The sequence below is a fragment of the Aeromonas enteropelogenes genome (genome assembly GCF_020097295.1).
Lineage (GTDB): Bacteria > Pseudomonadota > Gammaproteobacteria > Enterobacterales > Aeromonadaceae > Aeromonas > Aeromonas enteropelogenes.
Genome location: NZ_CP083625.1, coordinates 3,731,538 through 3,748,269 on the forward strand (window position 1 = coordinate 3,731,538; position 16,732 = coordinate 3,748,269).

The 16,732-nt window shown below is 57.1% G+C and carries 13 protein-coding genes; 7 read left to right on the top strand and 6 right to left on the bottom strand.

Annotation, left to right across the window (positions count from 1 at the left end):
- Positions 1 to 36: 36 nt before the first annotated feature.
- Both LA321_RS17240 and LA321_RS17245 read left to right on the top strand, forming a co-directional pair.
- The gene (locus LA321_RS17240) at positions 37 to 2,955 is read left to right on the top strand and encodes a DUF748 domain-containing protein (protein ID WP_042069548.1); all 2,919 of its coding nucleotides are present in this window, start codon (positions 37 to 39) and stop codon (positions 2,953 to 2,955) included.
- A gap of 227 nt (positions 2,956 to 3,182) precedes the next feature.
- Positions 3,183 to 3,779, top strand: coding sequence for an acetate uptake transporter (locus LA321_RS17245; RefSeq protein ID WP_042069549.1), 597 nt, complete (start codon positions 3,183 to 3,185; stop codon positions 3,777 to 3,779).
- Positions 3,780 to 3,854: 75 nt separating this feature from the next.
- Here the strand turns inward: LA321_RS17245 and LA321_RS17250 are convergent, their stop codons facing one another.
- Both LA321_RS17250 and LA321_RS17255 read right to left on the bottom strand, forming a co-directional pair.
- Positions 3,855 to 4,652, bottom strand: a complete 798-nt coding sequence (locus LA321_RS17250; RefSeq protein ID WP_224212277.1) for a M90 family metallopeptidase — start codon at positions 4,650 to 4,652, stop codon at positions 3,855 to 3,857.
- A gap of 29 nt (positions 4,653 to 4,681) precedes the next feature.
- Positions 4,682 to 5,119, bottom strand: a complete 438-nt coding sequence (locus tag LA321_RS17255) for a GNAT family N-acetyltransferase (protein WP_042069551.1) — start codon at positions 5,117 to 5,119, stop codon at positions 4,682 to 4,684.
- 324 nt (positions 5,120 to 5,443) lie between these two features.
- Between LA321_RS17255 and LA321_RS17260 the strand changes: the two genes are divergently transcribed.
- Positions 5,444 to 6,943: an alanine/glycine:cation symporter family protein gene (locus LA321_RS17260; RefSeq protein ID WP_042069553.1), complete on the top strand. Its 1,500-nt coding sequence runs from the start codon at positions 5,444 to 5,446 to the stop codon at positions 6,941 to 6,943.
- 79 nt (positions 6,944 to 7,022) lie between these two features.
- Here the strand turns inward: LA321_RS17260 and LA321_RS17265 are convergent, their stop codons facing one another.
- Entirely contained in the window at positions 7,023 to 7,829 is an 807-nt protein-coding gene (locus tag LA321_RS17265; RefSeq protein WP_042069554.1) for a crotonase/enoyl-CoA hydratase family protein, read from the bottom strand.
- Between the two features lie 187 nt (positions 7,830 to 8,016).
- On the opposite strand from LA321_RS17265, the gene LA321_RS17270 reads away from it, so the two are divergent.
- The 4 genes from LA321_RS17270 (at position 8,017) to LA321_RS17285 (ending at position 12,506) form a co-directional block, all read left to right on the top strand.
- Positions 8,017 to 9,804 (top strand): putative nucleotidyltransferase substrate binding domain-containing protein, encoded by a 1,788-nt coding sequence (locus LA321_RS17270; protein ID WP_042069556.1) that lies wholly within the window; start codon positions 8,017 to 8,019, stop codon positions 9,802 to 9,804.
- Between the two features lie 2 nt (positions 9,805 to 9,806).
- A complete protein-coding gene (locus LA321_RS17275; protein ID WP_042069557.1) occupies positions 9,807 to 10,433 on the top strand; it encodes a 3'-5' exonuclease in 627 nt (208 codons plus the stop codon).
- 109 nt (positions 10,434 to 10,542) lie between these two features.
- Positions 10,543 to 10,854: a DUF485 domain-containing protein gene (locus tag LA321_RS17280; protein WP_026458310.1), complete on the top strand. Its 312-nt coding sequence runs from the start codon at positions 10,543 to 10,545 to the stop codon at positions 10,852 to 10,854.
- Entirely contained in the window at positions 10,851 to 12,506 is a 1,656-nt protein-coding gene (locus tag LA321_RS17285; RefSeq protein WP_042069558.1) for a cation acetate symporter, read from the top strand. The genes LA321_RS17280 and LA321_RS17285 overlap by 4 nt, the downstream gene beginning before the upstream one ends.
- A gap of 54 nt (positions 12,507 to 12,560) precedes the next feature.
- Here the strand turns inward: LA321_RS17285 and LA321_RS17290 are convergent, their stop codons facing one another.
- From LA321_RS17290 to LA321_RS17300, 3 genes are all read right to left on the bottom strand, one after another.
- A complete protein-coding gene (locus tag LA321_RS17290; RefSeq protein WP_042069560.1) occupies positions 12,561 to 13,985 on the bottom strand; it encodes a glycoside hydrolase family 18 protein in 1,425 nt (474 codons plus the stop codon).
- Between the two features lie 274 nt (positions 13,986 to 14,259).
- Complete coding sequence (locus LA321_RS17295; protein WP_042069562.1) at positions 14,260 to 14,793, bottom strand: hypothetical protein; 534 nt, start codon at positions 14,791 to 14,793, stop codon at positions 14,260 to 14,262.
- 115 nt (positions 14,794 to 14,908) lie between these two features.
- The gene (locus tag LA321_RS17300; RefSeq protein WP_209418271.1) at positions 14,909 to 16,597 is read right to left on the bottom strand and encodes a peptide MFS transporter; all 1,689 of its coding nucleotides are present in this window, start codon (positions 16,595 to 16,597) and stop codon (positions 14,909 to 14,911) included.
- Positions 16,598 to 16,732 lie beyond the last annotated feature (135 nt).

Here is a 16,732-nt window from a genome sequence, read left to right on the forward strand (position 1 = left end):
AATTTGTTATCCTGTGCGCATCAATTGGAGACCCCCATGCCCAAGCCCCTGCGCCCCCGCCTTCTACGCTACGCCCTCTATCTGTGCGCCGCCCTGTTCATCGCCCTTGGCATCCTGCTTTGGCAGGCGCCGACCCTCACCCAGCGTTACTTGCCTGGCTGGCTGGCCACCCACTACGGCCTGAACCTCACCCTGGGGGAGATTGACGTCACCCTGCGCTCCCCGTCACTCACCATAGGCCCCTCGGCCCTGCTCGATGACAAGCAGCACCCCATCGTCGCCTTCGAGCGATTGCAGGTCATACCGGCCTTCGGCGAAAGCTGGCGCCAGCGCGCCATCATCCTGAGCGATGTCACCCTCACCAAGCCAACCGTCACCCTGGTGCGCCTTGCCGACAACAAGGAGGGAGTCCGCTTCAACCTGACCGACGCCCTCGCCCGGGTCCTGAGCCCCAGCGAAACGGCTGCTGACAGCGGCGACACCCCGCTCGTCCTGCAAATAAATAAGTTGGCGGCGCACGAGGGAGATGTCGTTTACCAGGACAGCCGCAAGTCCAGCGCGCCTGGCTGGGTGCCCACCCTTGCACTTGGTGGCATTGACTTGCAGTTGCCAGGCTTCACGACAGCAACGGAGGGCGCCAACCACTTTCAGCTGAGCGCTACCCTCAACAAACAGAGCCCGCTCAAGGCGAGCGGCCAGTTCGATCTCTTGACCGGGGCCGGCAAGGGGAACGTCAGCCTCGGCAAGCTGGTACTGGCCCCCTTCGCCCCGCTCTGGGCTCCCTATCTCAAGGTCAATCTGTCCAAAGGAAGCGCCAGCGCCGAATTTGATTACCGCCTCGACCAGAGCAAACAGGGGCTGGGCTGGCAGCTGAGCAAGGGCAAGCTGCAACTGGACAACTGGCAGTTGCAACACCCGAAAGGGGCCGAATTTGCCCGCTTCAAGCGGCTGGCTCTGAGCGGGATCGCGCTGGATGGCACCAAGCAGTCGTTCAAGGCTGATCGACTTGCATTGAGCGCCCCGTCCCTCACCGCCAATCTCAATGCCAAACAGGAGCTGGATCTGGCCGCGCTGCTGATCCCGCAGCCTGCCGCCAAACCGGCAGGCAAAAAGGCAAGCAAGCAGGCCGAAGGTGGCAAGCCCTGGCAGTGGGCGCTCAAACAGAGCAAGATCACCCAGGGCAACTTCAAGCTAACCGAATCGAGCAGCGGCAAGCCCTTGCAGCGAGATCTCGCAAACCTTGATCTCACTCTCGGCCCGTTGGGCAGCGAGCGCGCTCAGCGCAGCCCCCTCACCCTGCTGGCAACCCTCAATAGCCAGGGCACCAAAAACCCGAGCACGCTGGGATTTGACGGTGCCCTGACCCTTGACCCCTTCAGCCTCGACGGGGAACTCAAGCAACAAGGACTCCCCCTCAAATGGGCCCAGCCTTATCTGCAAGATCTGCTGCGCATCAGCGTACGTGACGGCCTGCTCGCCAGTCGCACCAAGCTTGCCCTGGCCACCGATGCCAAGGGAGATCTCAGCAAGCTTGAGGTGCGCGGCAGGCTCGACATCGAGAGGCTCAACGTGCTGGATCGGGCCGACAACCAGCGTCTGCTGCAGATTGAGAGCCTGCAACTGAGCGGCCTACACTATGACGGCATCCGCCAGCAGGTGAATATCGAGGATATCCTGCTGCGCAAACCCTTCGCTCGCATCGAGATCAACGAGGATCGCGTCACCAACCTCCAGCAACTGCTGCTGCCACAACCGGCCGGCGACAAGCCCGACAACGGCCCGGCCCCCCGCATCACCATAGGCCAGATCCGCACCGAGCAGGGCAACCTGCGCTTTGCCGATCGCAGCCTGAGCTCGGATTTTGTGGCAGATATTGCCTCCCTCAACGGCCAGAGCCGCCATATCAGCAATATCCCGGGCCAACGCTCGGAGCTCTCTTTTAACGGCAAGGTGGATCGCTACGCACCTGTCACCATTCGCGGGGGCACCAACCTGCTCATCGAGCACCCGGTGCTGGATGTGGCCGTCACCTTCACCAATCTGGAACTCACCACCTTCAGCCCCTACTCCACCACCTATGCCGGTTACGCCATCGACAAGGGTCAGCTCTCCATGAAGCTCAACTACAAGCTGCAGGGCAGCAAGCTGGAAGGTGACAACGACATCACCATCAAGAAGCTCCAGCTGGGTGAAAAGGTGAAAAGCGAGCAGGCCAAGGATCTGCCGCTGGGGCTGGCCGTCGCCCTGCTGAGCGACGCCAACGACGTCATTCAGATGAACCTGAAAGTCAAAGGGGATCTGGATCAGCCCGACTTCAGCCTCGGCAACATCTTCTGGAACGTGCTCGGCAACACCCTGAGCAAGGCCATTACCTCCCCCTTCTCCCTGCTGGCTTCCCTGGCGGGGGGCACGAAAGATCTGGACGAGCTTCCCTTCCTGCCCGGCAGCCCCGAGCTGACCCCCACCCAGCAAGCGAAGCTGGCCAAACTGGCCCAGGCCCTCAAGGAGCGTCCCAAGCTCAGCCTGAACATTCGTGGCAGGGTCAATTTCAATGAAGAGCGTCCCATATTGCAGCGCCAGAAGCTGGAGCGGGTGCTGGCCAAGATCACCGGCAACCCGGTCGACCTCAATCTGCTGGAGCAAGACCCCGCCATGCAGGCCGCGCTGGCCGATGCCTACGAGGCGCGCTTTGACGAAGATCTGGGGGAGCTGGCCGATCGCCTCCATATGGACGAAGAGAGTGCCCCCCTGCGGGCCCAGGCGGTGATCCTGCTGCGGGATCAGCAACTGATCACCGCCAAATCCCTGCGCAATCTGGCCATGCGCCGCGCCCAGAATACCAAGGAGTTTCTGGTCGATAACCAGGGCATAGCACCGGAGCGGTTGTTCGTGCTCGACAGCCAGGTCAAGGAGGAAGACAAGGAGGCCAAGGTGGTGCTGACCCTGGATGAGTAAGCCGGGCATGCAAGAGACCAGTGCGTAAGAAAAATACAGCCAATCAACTATTTTGACACCTTTTGCTCACAAAACGGGCTAGCCTGGTGAGCAATTGTGCCGACATGCAAAAAAACACGTAATTTTTTTACTGTTTATCTTCTTTTCCCCCTTGCGATGGGCTGCCAGCCTGCCTAAAATCGCGCGTCTTTTGTTAACCCCCACCTCTATTTTTTGGAGAACGCTACGTGAGCGAAAAATTGGCCAACCCTGCCCCCCTGGGTCTGATGGGTTTCGGTATGACCACCATTCTGCTGAACATCCATAACGCAGGTTTCTTCCCCATCAGTGCCATGATCCTGGCCATGGGCCTGTGCTATGGCGGTCTGGCCCAGATCATTGCCGGCATCATGGAGTACAAGCGTGGCAACACCTTCGGTGTCACCGCCTTCATCTCCTACGGCACCTTCTGGTGGAGCCTGGTGTTCCTGATGGTGATGCCGACCATGGGTCTGGCCGAAGCCACTCCGCACGCCTACATGGGCTGGTACCTGCTGATGTGGGGTGTGTTCACCCTGTTCATGCTGATCGGCACCGTCAACTACCCGCGCGTGAAGCAGTTCGTGTTCGCCTCCCTGACCGTGCTGTTCTTCCTGCTGGCCGCCCGTGACTTCACCGGCAGCGAGCTGATCGGCACCATCGCCGGTTTCGAAGGCATCATCTGCGGCGCCAGCGCCATCTACCTGGCCATGGCCACCGTACTGAACGAGCAGTATGGCCGCACCATCCTGCCCATCGGCGATCACAAGAAAGCCGCTGCCATGCAGCTCAAAGCCGCCGCCTGATTGCGCGCAGCTTGAAATGAAAAAGGCACCTTCGGGTGCCTTTTTGCTATCTGTACATTCTCGTATTTGCCTGGCTCAGACGGGCGATTCCCCTTCGTGGCTTCCCGCCAACAGGCGCGTGGCCGGAAAGCGCGCCGCAGGATCCTGACCAAAGAGCTGTTCCAGTTGTTGATAGACGACCGGATAAACGCTGCGCAAGCGCAGCGGATCGGTAAAGAAGCTCTCGCAGCAGACGGCGAAAAATTCGGCCGGATGCTCGGCGGCATAGGGATCGATGGCCGCCTCTTCCCCCGCGTCCAGCTGCCTGTTCAATGCATCAAACGCCCCCTGAAAGGCCTGCTGCCACTGCTGATGGTTCATCTTGCCCGGCAATGGCGGCGCCCCGTCGGCCTCCCCACCCAGCATGTCGATTTTGTGGGCCAGCTCGTGAATAACGAGGTTGAAGCCATCCCAGTCCCCGTCCTGCTGCAGCTCGCTCCAGGCCAGTACCAGCGGCCCCTGGGGCCAGGACTCACCAGCGTTATCTTCTTCCACTTCACTCACCAGGCCAAACTCGTCCTGCACCTCCTGGCGGCGGGTGACCGGTTCCGGGATCAGAATGATTTCGTGAAAGCCGCGATACCAGTCAAGGCCCAGATGCAGGATGGGCAGCACCGCCTGCAGCGCCAGCACCGCCTGCTGGCGCGCCGTGAGCTCGACCCCAATCTGGGTCAGGGTCTTGCGCTTGAGCAACTGGCGCCCCATCCGGATGAGCCTCGCCTGCTCCTCATCACGCAACCCTTGCAAGATGGGGACGGCTGCCAGCGCCTGCTCCCAGATCTCCGCACCTTCATGGTGTTGCGTCCCTGCCGGGCGACGCAACCATTTGAACAATCCCAGCACGCCTGCTCCTTCTCTTTGCGTTACAACTGCTTGACGAACCGCTTGGGTCGTTCCTGATAATTCTGCGCCAGATAGAAACGGTGGGCCCCCTCCCGTTTCAGACTGCTGGATAGCTCCAGCTGGCTGCATCCCGTCACCCGGGCCTGGGCCTCGGCGTGCGCCAGCAAGCCGGCCCCAACCCCCTCTCCCCTTGCCCTCTCTTCGACAACCAGCGCCGAGATCAGGCCCCATGCTGGTGCAACATGCAGGGGTTGCAGCCGGTGCCACACCAACACACCGACCACACTGTCTGCCAGGATGGCCAACAGGACAGAAGTGGCCGAGTCCGGATGCAGCAGGCGCACCACCAGCTGATCACCGTCGGCAGGATACCCCAATTGCACGAACAAGGGGGCAAGGGCTGCGCCATCAGCGGGCTGCGCCGAGCGAAATTGCAGGTTTTCAACATGATTTGTCATGGTTGGCCTTATGTTTGCTTATGTCTGGCTCTCACTACACATATCAACAAGGAGAGCGTCATCTTTACTCACATAAATCACTGCCTGCCATCATCCGGCCACTGGTGTCAATTCACAAATTTGCAACAAGGCGGATTTTTTTGCTGGGCAGAAATACGACAAATAGATATGTTACATCCCACGCAGACCGTGGTTTTTTCCACCGTCTGACAGAGTGTCACTCTATCCCGTTTGCTAACTAGCTTATTAACAAACTGGACATAATAACGACAGGGAGCGAGGCAGAGACCTCGCCAAGACAGCGCAACAAAGGAGTTGTTGTACATGAATGAAATCGTCAATGCCATCAATGGCGTAATCTGGAGCCCTGCGCTCATCTATCTGTGTCTCGGGGTCGGCCTCTACTTCTCCCTGCGCAGCCGTTTTTTGCAAGTGCGTCACATCAAAGGCATGATCCGCCTGATGTTCCAGGGCAAAGGCAACGAAGCGGGCGTCTCCTCCTTCCAGGCGCTCTCCATGACCCTGGCAGGCCGGGTCGGTACCGGTAACATCGCCGGTGTCGCCACCGCCATCACCTTCGGTGGTCCGGGTGCCCTGTTCTGGATGTGGATGGTAGCCTTCCTCGGCGCCAGCTCCGCCTTCGTGGAGTCCACCCTGGGTCAGGTCTACAAAGAGAAGCTCAACGGCGAGTATCGCGGTGGTCCGGCCTTCTACATCGATAAAGGGCTTGGCATGAGCTGGTTCGCCTGGATCTTTGCCATCGCCACCATCTTTGCCTGTGGTGTCCTGCTGCCGGGCGTACAGGCCAACTCCATCGGCTCCAGCCTGCAGACCGCCTTCGCCATCGATCCGAACGTGACGGCTGCCGCGTTGGCGCTGCTGCTCGGTTTCATCATCTTCGGTGGCGTGAAGCGGATCGCCAACTTTGCCAGTACCGTGGTGCCCTTCATGGCGCTCGGCTACATCATCGTTGCCTGCGTCATCATCGCCCTCAACATCGGCCAACTGCCCTCCATCATACTGCTGATCTGGAAGAGCGCCTTCGGTCTGGACGCCGGCTTCGGCGCCATCCTGGGTCTGGCCATCATGTGGGGGGTAAAACGTGGCGTCTACTCCAACGAAGCTGCCCAGGGGACAGGCCCGCACGCCTCCTCCGCTGCCGCAGTGAGCCACCCGGCCAAGCAGGGTCTGGTGCAGGCGTTCTCCGTCTACATCGACACCCTGTTCGTCTGCTCCGCCACCGGTTTCATGCTGCTCATCACCGGCCTGTACAACGTACAGGGTCCGGAAGGTGCCGCCCTCTACACCGGTATCGCCGGCGTGGCCGCAGGCCCGGGTTACGTACAGACCGCCATGGAGAGCATGATGCCGGGCTTTGGCAACTACTTTGTCGCCATCGCACTGTTCTTCTTCGCCTTTACCACCATCGTCGCCTACTACTACATCGCCGAGACCAACATCGCGTTCGTCAATCGCAAGATCAACCGTCCCTGGCTCACCTTCCTGTTGAAGATCGGCCTGATGGCGGCGACCGTCTACGGCACCGTCAAGACGGCGGATCTCGCCTGGGGTCTGGGTGATATCGGTGTGGGTCTGATGGCCTGGCTCAACATCATCGCCATCCTGCTGCTGCAAAAAACCGCCTTCATCTGCCTGAAGGACTATGAAGCCCAGCTGGCACAAGGGATCGACCCGGTATTCCACCCCGAAAAACTGGGGATCAAGAATGCCGACTACTGGATCGACAACCGCGCCGAAGTCAACCTGATGCGCGAGAATACCGGCCACCCGTTCGAAGCGGACGTGGATACCGTCGCCAAGTAAACGCAGACATGACACAACAAAATGGCAGCCCAGGCTGCCATTTTTCTTTTGTACTTTTTGCTATTCAAAAGTCGCTGTGTCACAGGGCATTGCGTCTGGGCCCAAACGGCAAGCGCCAGCGAAACAGGCTGTTGAGGGTGGCGCGCCACTGGTTGGGGCGCCCCAGGATCTGCTTTTGCAAGCGGGTCTCCTCCTTGAGCATCGCCTCGTCGCTGCGCGCCCACGCCTGACTGTAGAGCTGCTTGATCCCCGCGAGCGCATCAGGGGACTTGGTGATGAGCGTTCTGGCAAACTCTCGCGCCTCCCTCAGAGGATCTGGGCAGACCCGGCTGACCAGACCGAGGCCTTTCGCCTCCGGGGCTAGCAGCTCGCGGCCCGTCATGGCCAGCTCCATGGCGCTGTCCACTCCCATCAGGTTACGCATGGTGACGCTGCCGCTCATGTCGGGGATGATGCCCCACTTGATCTCCATCACCGAGAAGCGGCAATCCGGCGTGCTGAAGCGAAAATCGGCACCGAGCGCGATCTGCAGGCCGCCACCGAAACAGACTCCCTGGGTCACCGCAATGACAGGCACAGGTAACTGATGCCAGCCATAGGCCACCCGCTGGGCCAGGTTGGTGGCGTCGTCCGCCTCGCGCCTGAGGATCTCGAGGGCCGCCACCGGCTGCTTGAGCATGGACTTCACATCAAGCCCGGCACAAAACGCCCGCCCCTCACCATGGAGGATCACCGCCCGCAAGCCCTTGTGCCGCTGCAACTGGCCGAGCGTCTCGTCGATGGCACTGAACATGGCCCTGTCCAGCGCATTGAGTTTGTCTCCTCGCGTCAACATCACCTCGGCGATGCCGTCCCGGATCTCGCACTTGACCCTTGGTTTCTCCATTTCCCTCTGCCTCTCCTGAGTATCAACTGGTCATACCACAACGTTATCAGAGTGTTACCACCAGGTACAGGGAGCCCGCTATTTTCCTGCCCGGGAGTGCGTGCGAGCGCTCAGTGCGACTAAAGTCGGCTGGCTGCCCCCCGGTCACTTTGTCAGACTGAGTCCATATCACTGGCCAGGGATCGCCATGACCACACTCTTCAACTTCGCCCGCCCACCGTTTGACAATCTGGCCGCCGACGCCCACCAGCGGCTCGAGCAGAGCCTCTCAATCTGTTACTTTCGCGCCGGTGAAACGGTACTCAGCGCAGGCGACACGCCCCCCGGTCTCTATCTCATCATCAAGGGCGCGGTGGAGGAGTCTGCCCCTCATCATCAGTTCGGTGACTATGGCAGCGATGATCTGTTCGATGTACGGGCCCAGTTTGATGGCCGCTGCCGCCACACCTTCATCGCTCTGGAAGATACCCTCTGCCAGCTGATCCCCAGGCAAACCTTTCTGGCCCTGTGCGAGCAGGATCCCGCCTTTGCCGGCTACTTCACCGCCAACCTGGCAGAGCGTCAGCGCCAGCAGGAGCAGCGTGAGCAACTGGGCCAGAAGAACCTGGCGGAGTTTATCCTGACCCGGATCGCCCCCGAACACCTGCAGCCGCCTCTTGTCGTCGACAATCGCCTGTCGCTGCTGGCAGCTACCGAAGCCATGGTGGCCAAGGGCACCGACTGCCTCATCTATCCTGCCCGGGACGGCAGCCTGAGCCTTGCCACCCGCAAGACCCTGTTGCACGCCCTGACCCTCAAGGGGCTGCCCCTGACGGCGCAGCTCTCCCTGCTGACACCAGCCCCCCTGATCGGCCTGCCGCAGGAGAGCTATCTGTTCGATGCCCTGCTGCTGATGACCCGTCATCGCATCAAGCGGTTGGTGATCTGGCATCAGGGAGAGGTCGCCGGGATCCTGCAACTCACGCAAGTGCTGGGGCTCTTCTCCACCCACTCACACGTATTGACCCTGCGCATCGCCCGCGCCGATACACTCCCTGCGCTGGAGGCGGTGGCCCGCGAGCAGCAACAGCTGACCCGTTCCCTGTTTGCTCAGGGCATTCACACCGCCTTTTTGATGAAGCTCATCGCCACCGTCAACGAGCAGCTGATCGCCAAGGCGTTCGCCCTGGTGATCCCGCCCGAAGTGCAGGAGAAGGTGTGCCTGCTGATGCTGGGTTCGGAGGGGCGCGGCGAGCAGATCCTCAAAACAGATCAGGACAATGCGCTGATCCTGCCCGCCGATCTGCACTGGCCCGGCCAAGAAGCAGATCTGGCCGCCTTCAGCGCCCTGCTGGAGCGCCTCGGCTATCCTCTCTGCCCCGGCCAGGTGATGGTCAACAACCCGGAGTGGGTCAAAACGGGGGAGCAGTGGCAAAGCGCCATCACCCGCGCCTGCACCATGGCCAGTGAGGCAGAGCTGCTCTGGCTTGCCACCCTGGCCGATGCCCATCCCATTGCCGGGGATCGCACTCTGCTCTCCCCCATTGCCCGCACCTTGCGGGAGCAACTGGGAGACAGGCGGGATCTGTTGGCGGAGATGGTGAGGCCGGCGGTAGCCTTTCATGCTCCCCTCACCCTATTTGGCAGGCTGGAGCGTTCGGCCGAGGGGCTGGATCTCAAGCGGGGCGGACTCTTCCCGCTGGTGCACGGGATCCGCATGCTGGCGCTGGAGACAGGCATACTGGAAACCGCCACCCTGGCACGCATCGATGCCCTGGTGGCGGCCGAGCGCATCAGCGCCGAGTATGGCAGCAACCTGGCGGAGGCATTCCGGCTGTTTATCCGCCTGCGCTTGCGCAGCCAGCTCAAAAATGGCGACAGCCGGGTACAGGTCAATGAGCTCAGCCACAGCGAGCGGGATCTGCTGCGCCATGCTCTGCATCAGGTGAAGAAGTTCCAGCAGTGGCTCACCTTGCACTTTCGTCTGAGGCAATGAGCATGCTGGACTGCCTGCGACGCTACTGGTATGGCCGCGCTTTTCGGGATGGGGAGTTTGCCCCGCTCTTTGCCGCGCCGCCACAAGATGAGCTGGTTGCCCTCGATTTCGAGACCACCAGCCTGGATCCCGCCCGCGCCGAGATTGTTGCCATCGGCGCAGTACGGCTCCAGGGTAACCGGCTGCTGACCGGCGAGGCGCTTGCCATCAAGGTGCTTCCCCCCGCCAGCCTGACCGCCCAGTCCGTGACCATCCACGGCTTGCGCCACCAGGATCTGCAACAGGGCATGCCGCTGGAAGCCGCGCTGCGCCAGCTGCTGGCCTTTATCGGGCCACGCGAACTGGTGGGTTATCACATCGCCTATGATCTGCGCATCCTCAACCTGGCCTGCCAGAAACAATGGGGCTTGACCCTGCCCCAACGGGGCATAGAGGTGAGCCGTCTCTATCACGACAACCTCTATCGGCGTTACCCGGATGCAGTCATCGATCTGCACCTGGCCGCCATCTGCCATCATCTGGCCCTGCCTGCCCTGCCCGTCCACGATGCCCTTGCCGACGCCATCACCGCGGCCCTTATCTATCTACGCCTCACCCGGGGCGGGCCACTGGCTTATCCCAAAGTCTAATTGTCCGCAAATAACATTTAATTCACATTTTGATCACATGAGCAGCCTTGCTGCTCGTCAGGGCAACCCCCTTTATCCACCGCTGACACTCATGTCATGGAGAACTGCAATGGAACAGCAAAGCTATCTGAGGATCCAGCAAGATCCCAACTTCCAGGAGCTGGTCGCCAAACGCCAGCGTTTTGCCTGGGCCCTCTCGGCCTTGATGCTGGGGCTCTACCTGGCGTTTATCCTGCTTATCGCCTTTGACCCTGCCTGGCTCGGCACCCCGCTGAGCGAAGGCTCCAATATTACCCGCGGCATCCCGGTCGGGGTGGGGCTGATCCTCGCCTCCTTCCTGCTGACCGGCATCTATGTGTTCCGTGCCAACGGCGAGTTTGACGAGCTGAACCAGAAGATCCTCAAGGGAGTGCAATCATGAAAGGCAAGTCTTTGCTGCTGTTGGCCTCTCTGGCCTCTTCCCCCCTGCTGGCAGCCGATGCGCTGACCGGCGACGTCCAGCGCCAGCCCCTCAACATCCCGGCCATCGTGATGTTTGTGGCGTTCGTGGCGGCGACCCTGTTCATTACCTACTGGGCCTCCAAGCGCAACCGCTCGGCCTCCGATTACTATGCGGCGGGCGGACGTATCACCGGCTTCCAGAACGGTCTGGCCATCGCCGGTGACTATATGTCCGCCGCCTCCTTCCTCGGCATCTCCGCCCTGGTTTATACCTCGGGCTATGACGGCCTCATCTACTCCATCGGCTTCCTGGTGGGCTGGCCTATCATCCTGTTCCTGATCGCGGAGCGGCTGCGTAACCTCGGCAAGTACACCTTTGCCGATGTGGCCTCCTACCGCCTCAAGCAGACCGAGGTGCGTACCCTCTCCGCCTGCGGCTCTCTGGTGGTGGTCTCCCTCTACCTGATCGCCCAGATGGTGGGTGCCGGCAAGCTCATCGAGCTGCTGTTCGGCCTGCAATACCACATCGCCGTGGTGCTGGTCGGCATCCTGATGGTGCTCTACGTGCTGTTTGGCGGCATGCTGGCCACCACCTGGGTACAGATCATCAAGGCGGTGATGCTGCTCTCCGGTGCCAGCTTCATGGCGCTGATGGTGATGAAGTCGGTCAACTTCGATTTCGGCACCCTGTTCTCCGAGGCAGTCAAAGTGCACGCCAATGGCGCCGCCATCATGAGCCCGGGTGGTCTGGTCTCCGACCCCGTCTCCGCCATCTCGCTCGGATTGGCATTGATGTTCGGTACCGCCGGTCTGCCCCATATCCTGATGCGTTTCTTCACCGTGAGTGACGCCAAGGAAGCGCGTAAATCCGTGTTCTACGCCACCGGCTTCATCGGCTACTTCTACATCCTGACCTTTATCATCGGCTTTGGTGCCATCCTGCTGGTCAGCACCAACCCGGCCTTCAAGGACGCCACCGGCGCCCTGCTCGGCGGCACCAATATGGCCGCAGTCCACCTGGCCGACGCCGTGGGTGGCAGCCTGTTCCTAGGCTTCATCTCTGCCGTCGCCTTTGCCACCATCCTGGCGGTTGTGGCAGGCCTGACTCTGGCGGGTGCCTCTGCGGTCTCCCATGACCTCTATGCCAGCGTGCTGAAGAAGGGCAAGGCCAACGAAGCCGACGAGTTGCGCGTCTCCAAGATGACTACCCTGGTGCTGGGCGTGGTCGCCATCGGTCTGGGGATCCTGTTCGAGAAGCAGAACATCGCCTTCATGGTGGGTCTGGCCTTCTCCATCGCGGCGAGCTGCAACTTCCCGGTGCTGTTCCTCTCCATGTTCTGGTCCCGTCTGACCACCCGTGGCGCCGTCTACGGTGGCTGGCTGGGTCTGGCGAGCGCAGTCACCCTGATGGTGCTGGGCCCGACCGTGTGGGTGAAGGTGTTGGGTCATGCCCAGGCCATCTTCCCCTACGAGTACCCGGCGCTCTTCTCCATGGGGCTGGCATTTGTCGGGATCTGGTTCTTCTCTGTTACCGACAAGTCCCAGGCTGCCGCCGACGAACACGCCAAGTTCCTGCCGCAGTTCGTCCGCTCCCAGACCGGGCTCGGCGCCTCTGGTGCGACCTCCCACTAACAGTCAAGGTCTTGAGACAAGCCGGCCCAGTGCCGGCTTTTTCTTTTCCTTTTGTCATTGCCGTTCATAAACTCGTTTCCCAACCCTCACTGACGTCTGGTCGGCAACCCAGGTTGGATTTTGCGTGCAAATATTATCAACCGTCATGCCGCTCATGACCTGGTAAGCCGCATGGATCAGCGAATACTCGGGTTTCACCGCATCGAGAGGCGCCTCCCAAAACATGACGCCACCCAGTTTCGTTGATAATGCAAGCTCGGTTTTCTTAATAATAAGGGGGAGCCCATTATAATAATTGGTTTTGGTTTCGGCTGGCTTGGCCACATCAGGTATAAATTCAAAGCTATTTCTGCACGCATTCACGACGCTGTAGCCCTGCGGAGAGACAAGCTCGCCAAATTCATTCTGGTTCCAGCTCGACGTATCTTCATTTTCCTGATCCGGATGTTGTAAAGTGATGTAGCTCCAATCTTGCCAATTGTTTCGGCTATAGACGGGCAACCCCAGCATTACTTTCTGCGGTGGTACTTTTCTTTCGTTCACCCAGTAATCAATACTGTCTATCGCATGTTGAAAGGTACTGTGATTTTCAAATTCCATGTCGTATGCCATGAGATTGATACTATCAAAATCTTTTAACGTTGAATCCAGATATGCGTCGGCATTCCCGCTATCTGTCATCTTATCTCTGGTACCAATGACTGCTGACGACAAATACTTATTCCGTCTATGTAATTCATTGGCAAGCTCTCTGACAAATAAAGCGTATTCGTCTGCAAATTGCACCCTAGGGTATTCCCAGTCAATATCAATACCATCAACACCATACTCTTCAACCAGTGCCATTATTTCAGAGATAAATAGCTTTCGTTTTTCAACATTGCGCGCTATCTCTTCAAACACCAGATCGAAACCGTCATCATCCCCTCTCCAACCGCCTATCGCGATATATATCCTGGCATTCGGATTGGATTCCTTTCTATAGGCAACCAGCTTATCCAGATCTTGTTTCTGGGCTGGCGTCAATGACTCCAACTCACCCGTAGCAACATCTCGTGGATTAACAAAGGCGACCACATAATCAGTTATCTCTTTTCCTCTGGCCTGTACATTCTGCATAAATGTCTTTTCATAACGGCCAATTGACAGGTACACAATATTACGCGGTGTTGTTATCACATCAGGCCCGGCAACAGCCTCTGGTAGTGCAATCGAACTCGGTTTTTCATCAACATACCTGATGTCACTCTTGCAACCAGAAAACAGGCCTATAACGATAATGAATAATAACCATATTTTTGACATATCACTCCTCTCCCTATCTCCCTTGTTCTCTTCATCACCTCTAAAATTCGCTATCGCCAAACCAGACACGACGGCACTATCGCTATCCAAACTCGCGTCATCATGTTCCGGAACAAAAGCAATCTTCCCGAATATCAGGATCGCAGATTTTATTTTATCGTCCTTCCAATCCATACAGGCAGAAGAACATTAATATATCGATCAGGTTATTAGCCATGCAGTTCATATACTGTCACTGACTTTCTGTATCATTGAATTTCAATTTACTGCAACGCCCAAGATACTGCCTCTTCAACGAGTGCCTCTGTTGATATTCATGCCTTCCTTGGCTCGCTATTGGTGTAATGTAAAACATCTTAATCAGCAGAAAAGCTCCCTAACATTATCATTCAAACATAATGAATGACGTACGTTTCATATAAAAACCATTCTCACTCCCTATTTCATATTAGTGATTTTTTTCATAAGTCAACTGAACAAGGTGAGACTTAAGTGCCTCATATAAATATGCATTAGCAGAAAAAATCAATTTTCCACTATGTCCTTTTAATCCCAGCACAAGATAAGGTGGTTTTGATAACATAACAAATCCCGACGTCCCATCGTTTAGCTTGAATGTCCCTGCATTATATCCAAACAAGCCAACACCATTTTCTCTAAGAACAGGCCTGAAACTAGCTGGCAAAGAGGCCTCATGTAGACCAGAGGTTAGTTCAACATCTTTAAGCATTGTCTTATTGGTATAAACAAGGCTTTTCAGTATCAGGGAGTCATCATTAAGAACGACTTTCGACGTGATAATTTGTATGACACCAAGAGTGAAGAACACTAAACCTATAATAACGACAAAAGATGTCACACCAAGCGTCAGTTTCTTTGTGAAAAGATACTCAGCACCACAAGTAAGAACAATAGGAGCAACAAACAATATAGTTGCTGAGAGTAATATAGTATGGATGGTAAAGGGGACCTCATAATTCATTCAGCACCTCCATAAATACCTTTATTACAATCACAGCATTAGCACAGTTAACTTGTGTATTGTTACCTTGTGACAATTGTCAGCATTTGAGCGTATAGAGTCACCCGCATGTATCTTACTGCCCTGAGCCAACCCTCCCAGAAGCGTTGTTGACATCGTTATTGGTATTGTGGGAATGGTGGATTTCCGTCAGACGGCGCATCAGCGGTAATACTGTCAGCGCAATAACGGTACAAACCAGTGCTGCAATTCCCAGGTTGAAGAACAGGTTGGTGTAAATAGGCAGGGTTTCAAGCGGATTTGTAATGTTCTCCGGCACACTGGCAAAGTTGGCAACCACGCCACCCAGATACTGAGAAATACCCAAAGCCACAAAGTAGACTCCCATCATAAAGCCACCCATGCGCTCGGGAACATAACGGGAGATCATTGCCAGGCCCAGACCACTGACCAGCAGCTCGCCAAGCGAGTAAGCCCCGTAACCCCATATCATCACCCAGGAAGAGGTCTTGCCATTGATGGCAAACATGCCGGCAAAGCTGTAGATAAAAAATCCCAGCGCCACGACGGCAAAGCCCAATGCGAATTTGGCGGCAATAGAAATATCCTTGTTATTGCGTCCGGCAGCAGCATAGACCCAGGCCAGCAGCGGACTTAGCAACATAATCCAGATAGGGTTCAAAGCCTGGAACTGGGCCGGTGACCAAGTCCACAGCGGTACACCGAGGGCCTGGAAGTTCCAATCGACGTTACGCAAGGCAAACAGCGCCAACGAGGTAGACATCTGCTGATAGAAAATAAAGAAGAAGACTGTTTGCAGCGTCAGCACCAAGGCGGCAATCAAACCGGCCCGCTCACTGGTTTCACTGTTGCGGATAAGGTAGAAGAAGACTCCGAGTCCCGCAACGCCCGCTGTATATACGAAGGCGCGAGCCACATCTTCATATTCGAGGATAAAGGCCGACGCTACCACAGACAGCACAATCAGTAACAATATGATCAGCAGCTTGTTCATCTCGACGGGGCGGGTATCCGGCTCTGAACCATAATTGACCAGCGTTTTACGCATCATGGCGTAATTACCCAACCCCACCAACAAGCCAACGAAGCAAACAGCGAAGGCGGCATGCCAGCCGAGCTCGTTGCCATAGTTGGCATTGACGTAGTCTTTAATCCAAGGAGTGAGCAACATGGAGAAGGTTGAACCGACGTTCACCGCCATATAGTAGATGGTAAAGGCGCTGTCTATCTTGGAGTCGTCCCCTTCATAGATCTTGCGTACCAGGTTACCGGCATTGGGTTTGAACAAGCCGTTACCGACAACGACAACCCCGAGGGCCAAGAACAGAAACCAGGTGTTTTCTGTCGGTACTGTCATCAACGCATAACCGAGTGACAAAATGCCGGCACCGAGCAACATGGTGCGCTTGGTACCGAGAATCCTATCCCCGACCCAACCGCCGATCGCCGGCGATACATATATCAATGCGGCACAGGCGCTCCACACCAGGTTGGCCCGACTGTCTCCAAAGCCAAGACGCTGTACCATGAAGTACACGATAAGCGCCTGCATACCGTAATAACCGAAACGTTCCCATAACTCGATAAGTGACACTGTCATAAATGAATGTGTCTTGCTTACCTTAAGAGGTTCTAATGTCATTTTGCTTACTTCCATCTTGATTTGAAATAACTTCAGACGAGTAGAGGACTGCTTGACACTGTTTGATTCATCGATATTTTGCCAACTATACTGGGGTATGTTCTGGTAGCTGTGACAAGCGTCAATTTTTTCAATACCCAAGTCGTAACATCAGATTATAGATTGATAATTCATCATTAATTTTGTCGGGTGAAACGACCTGAAAACACAGAGCAAATAGGCTCCATCAATGCCATATTAATCTAAAAAACAACGCATTATATATGCGCGCACATG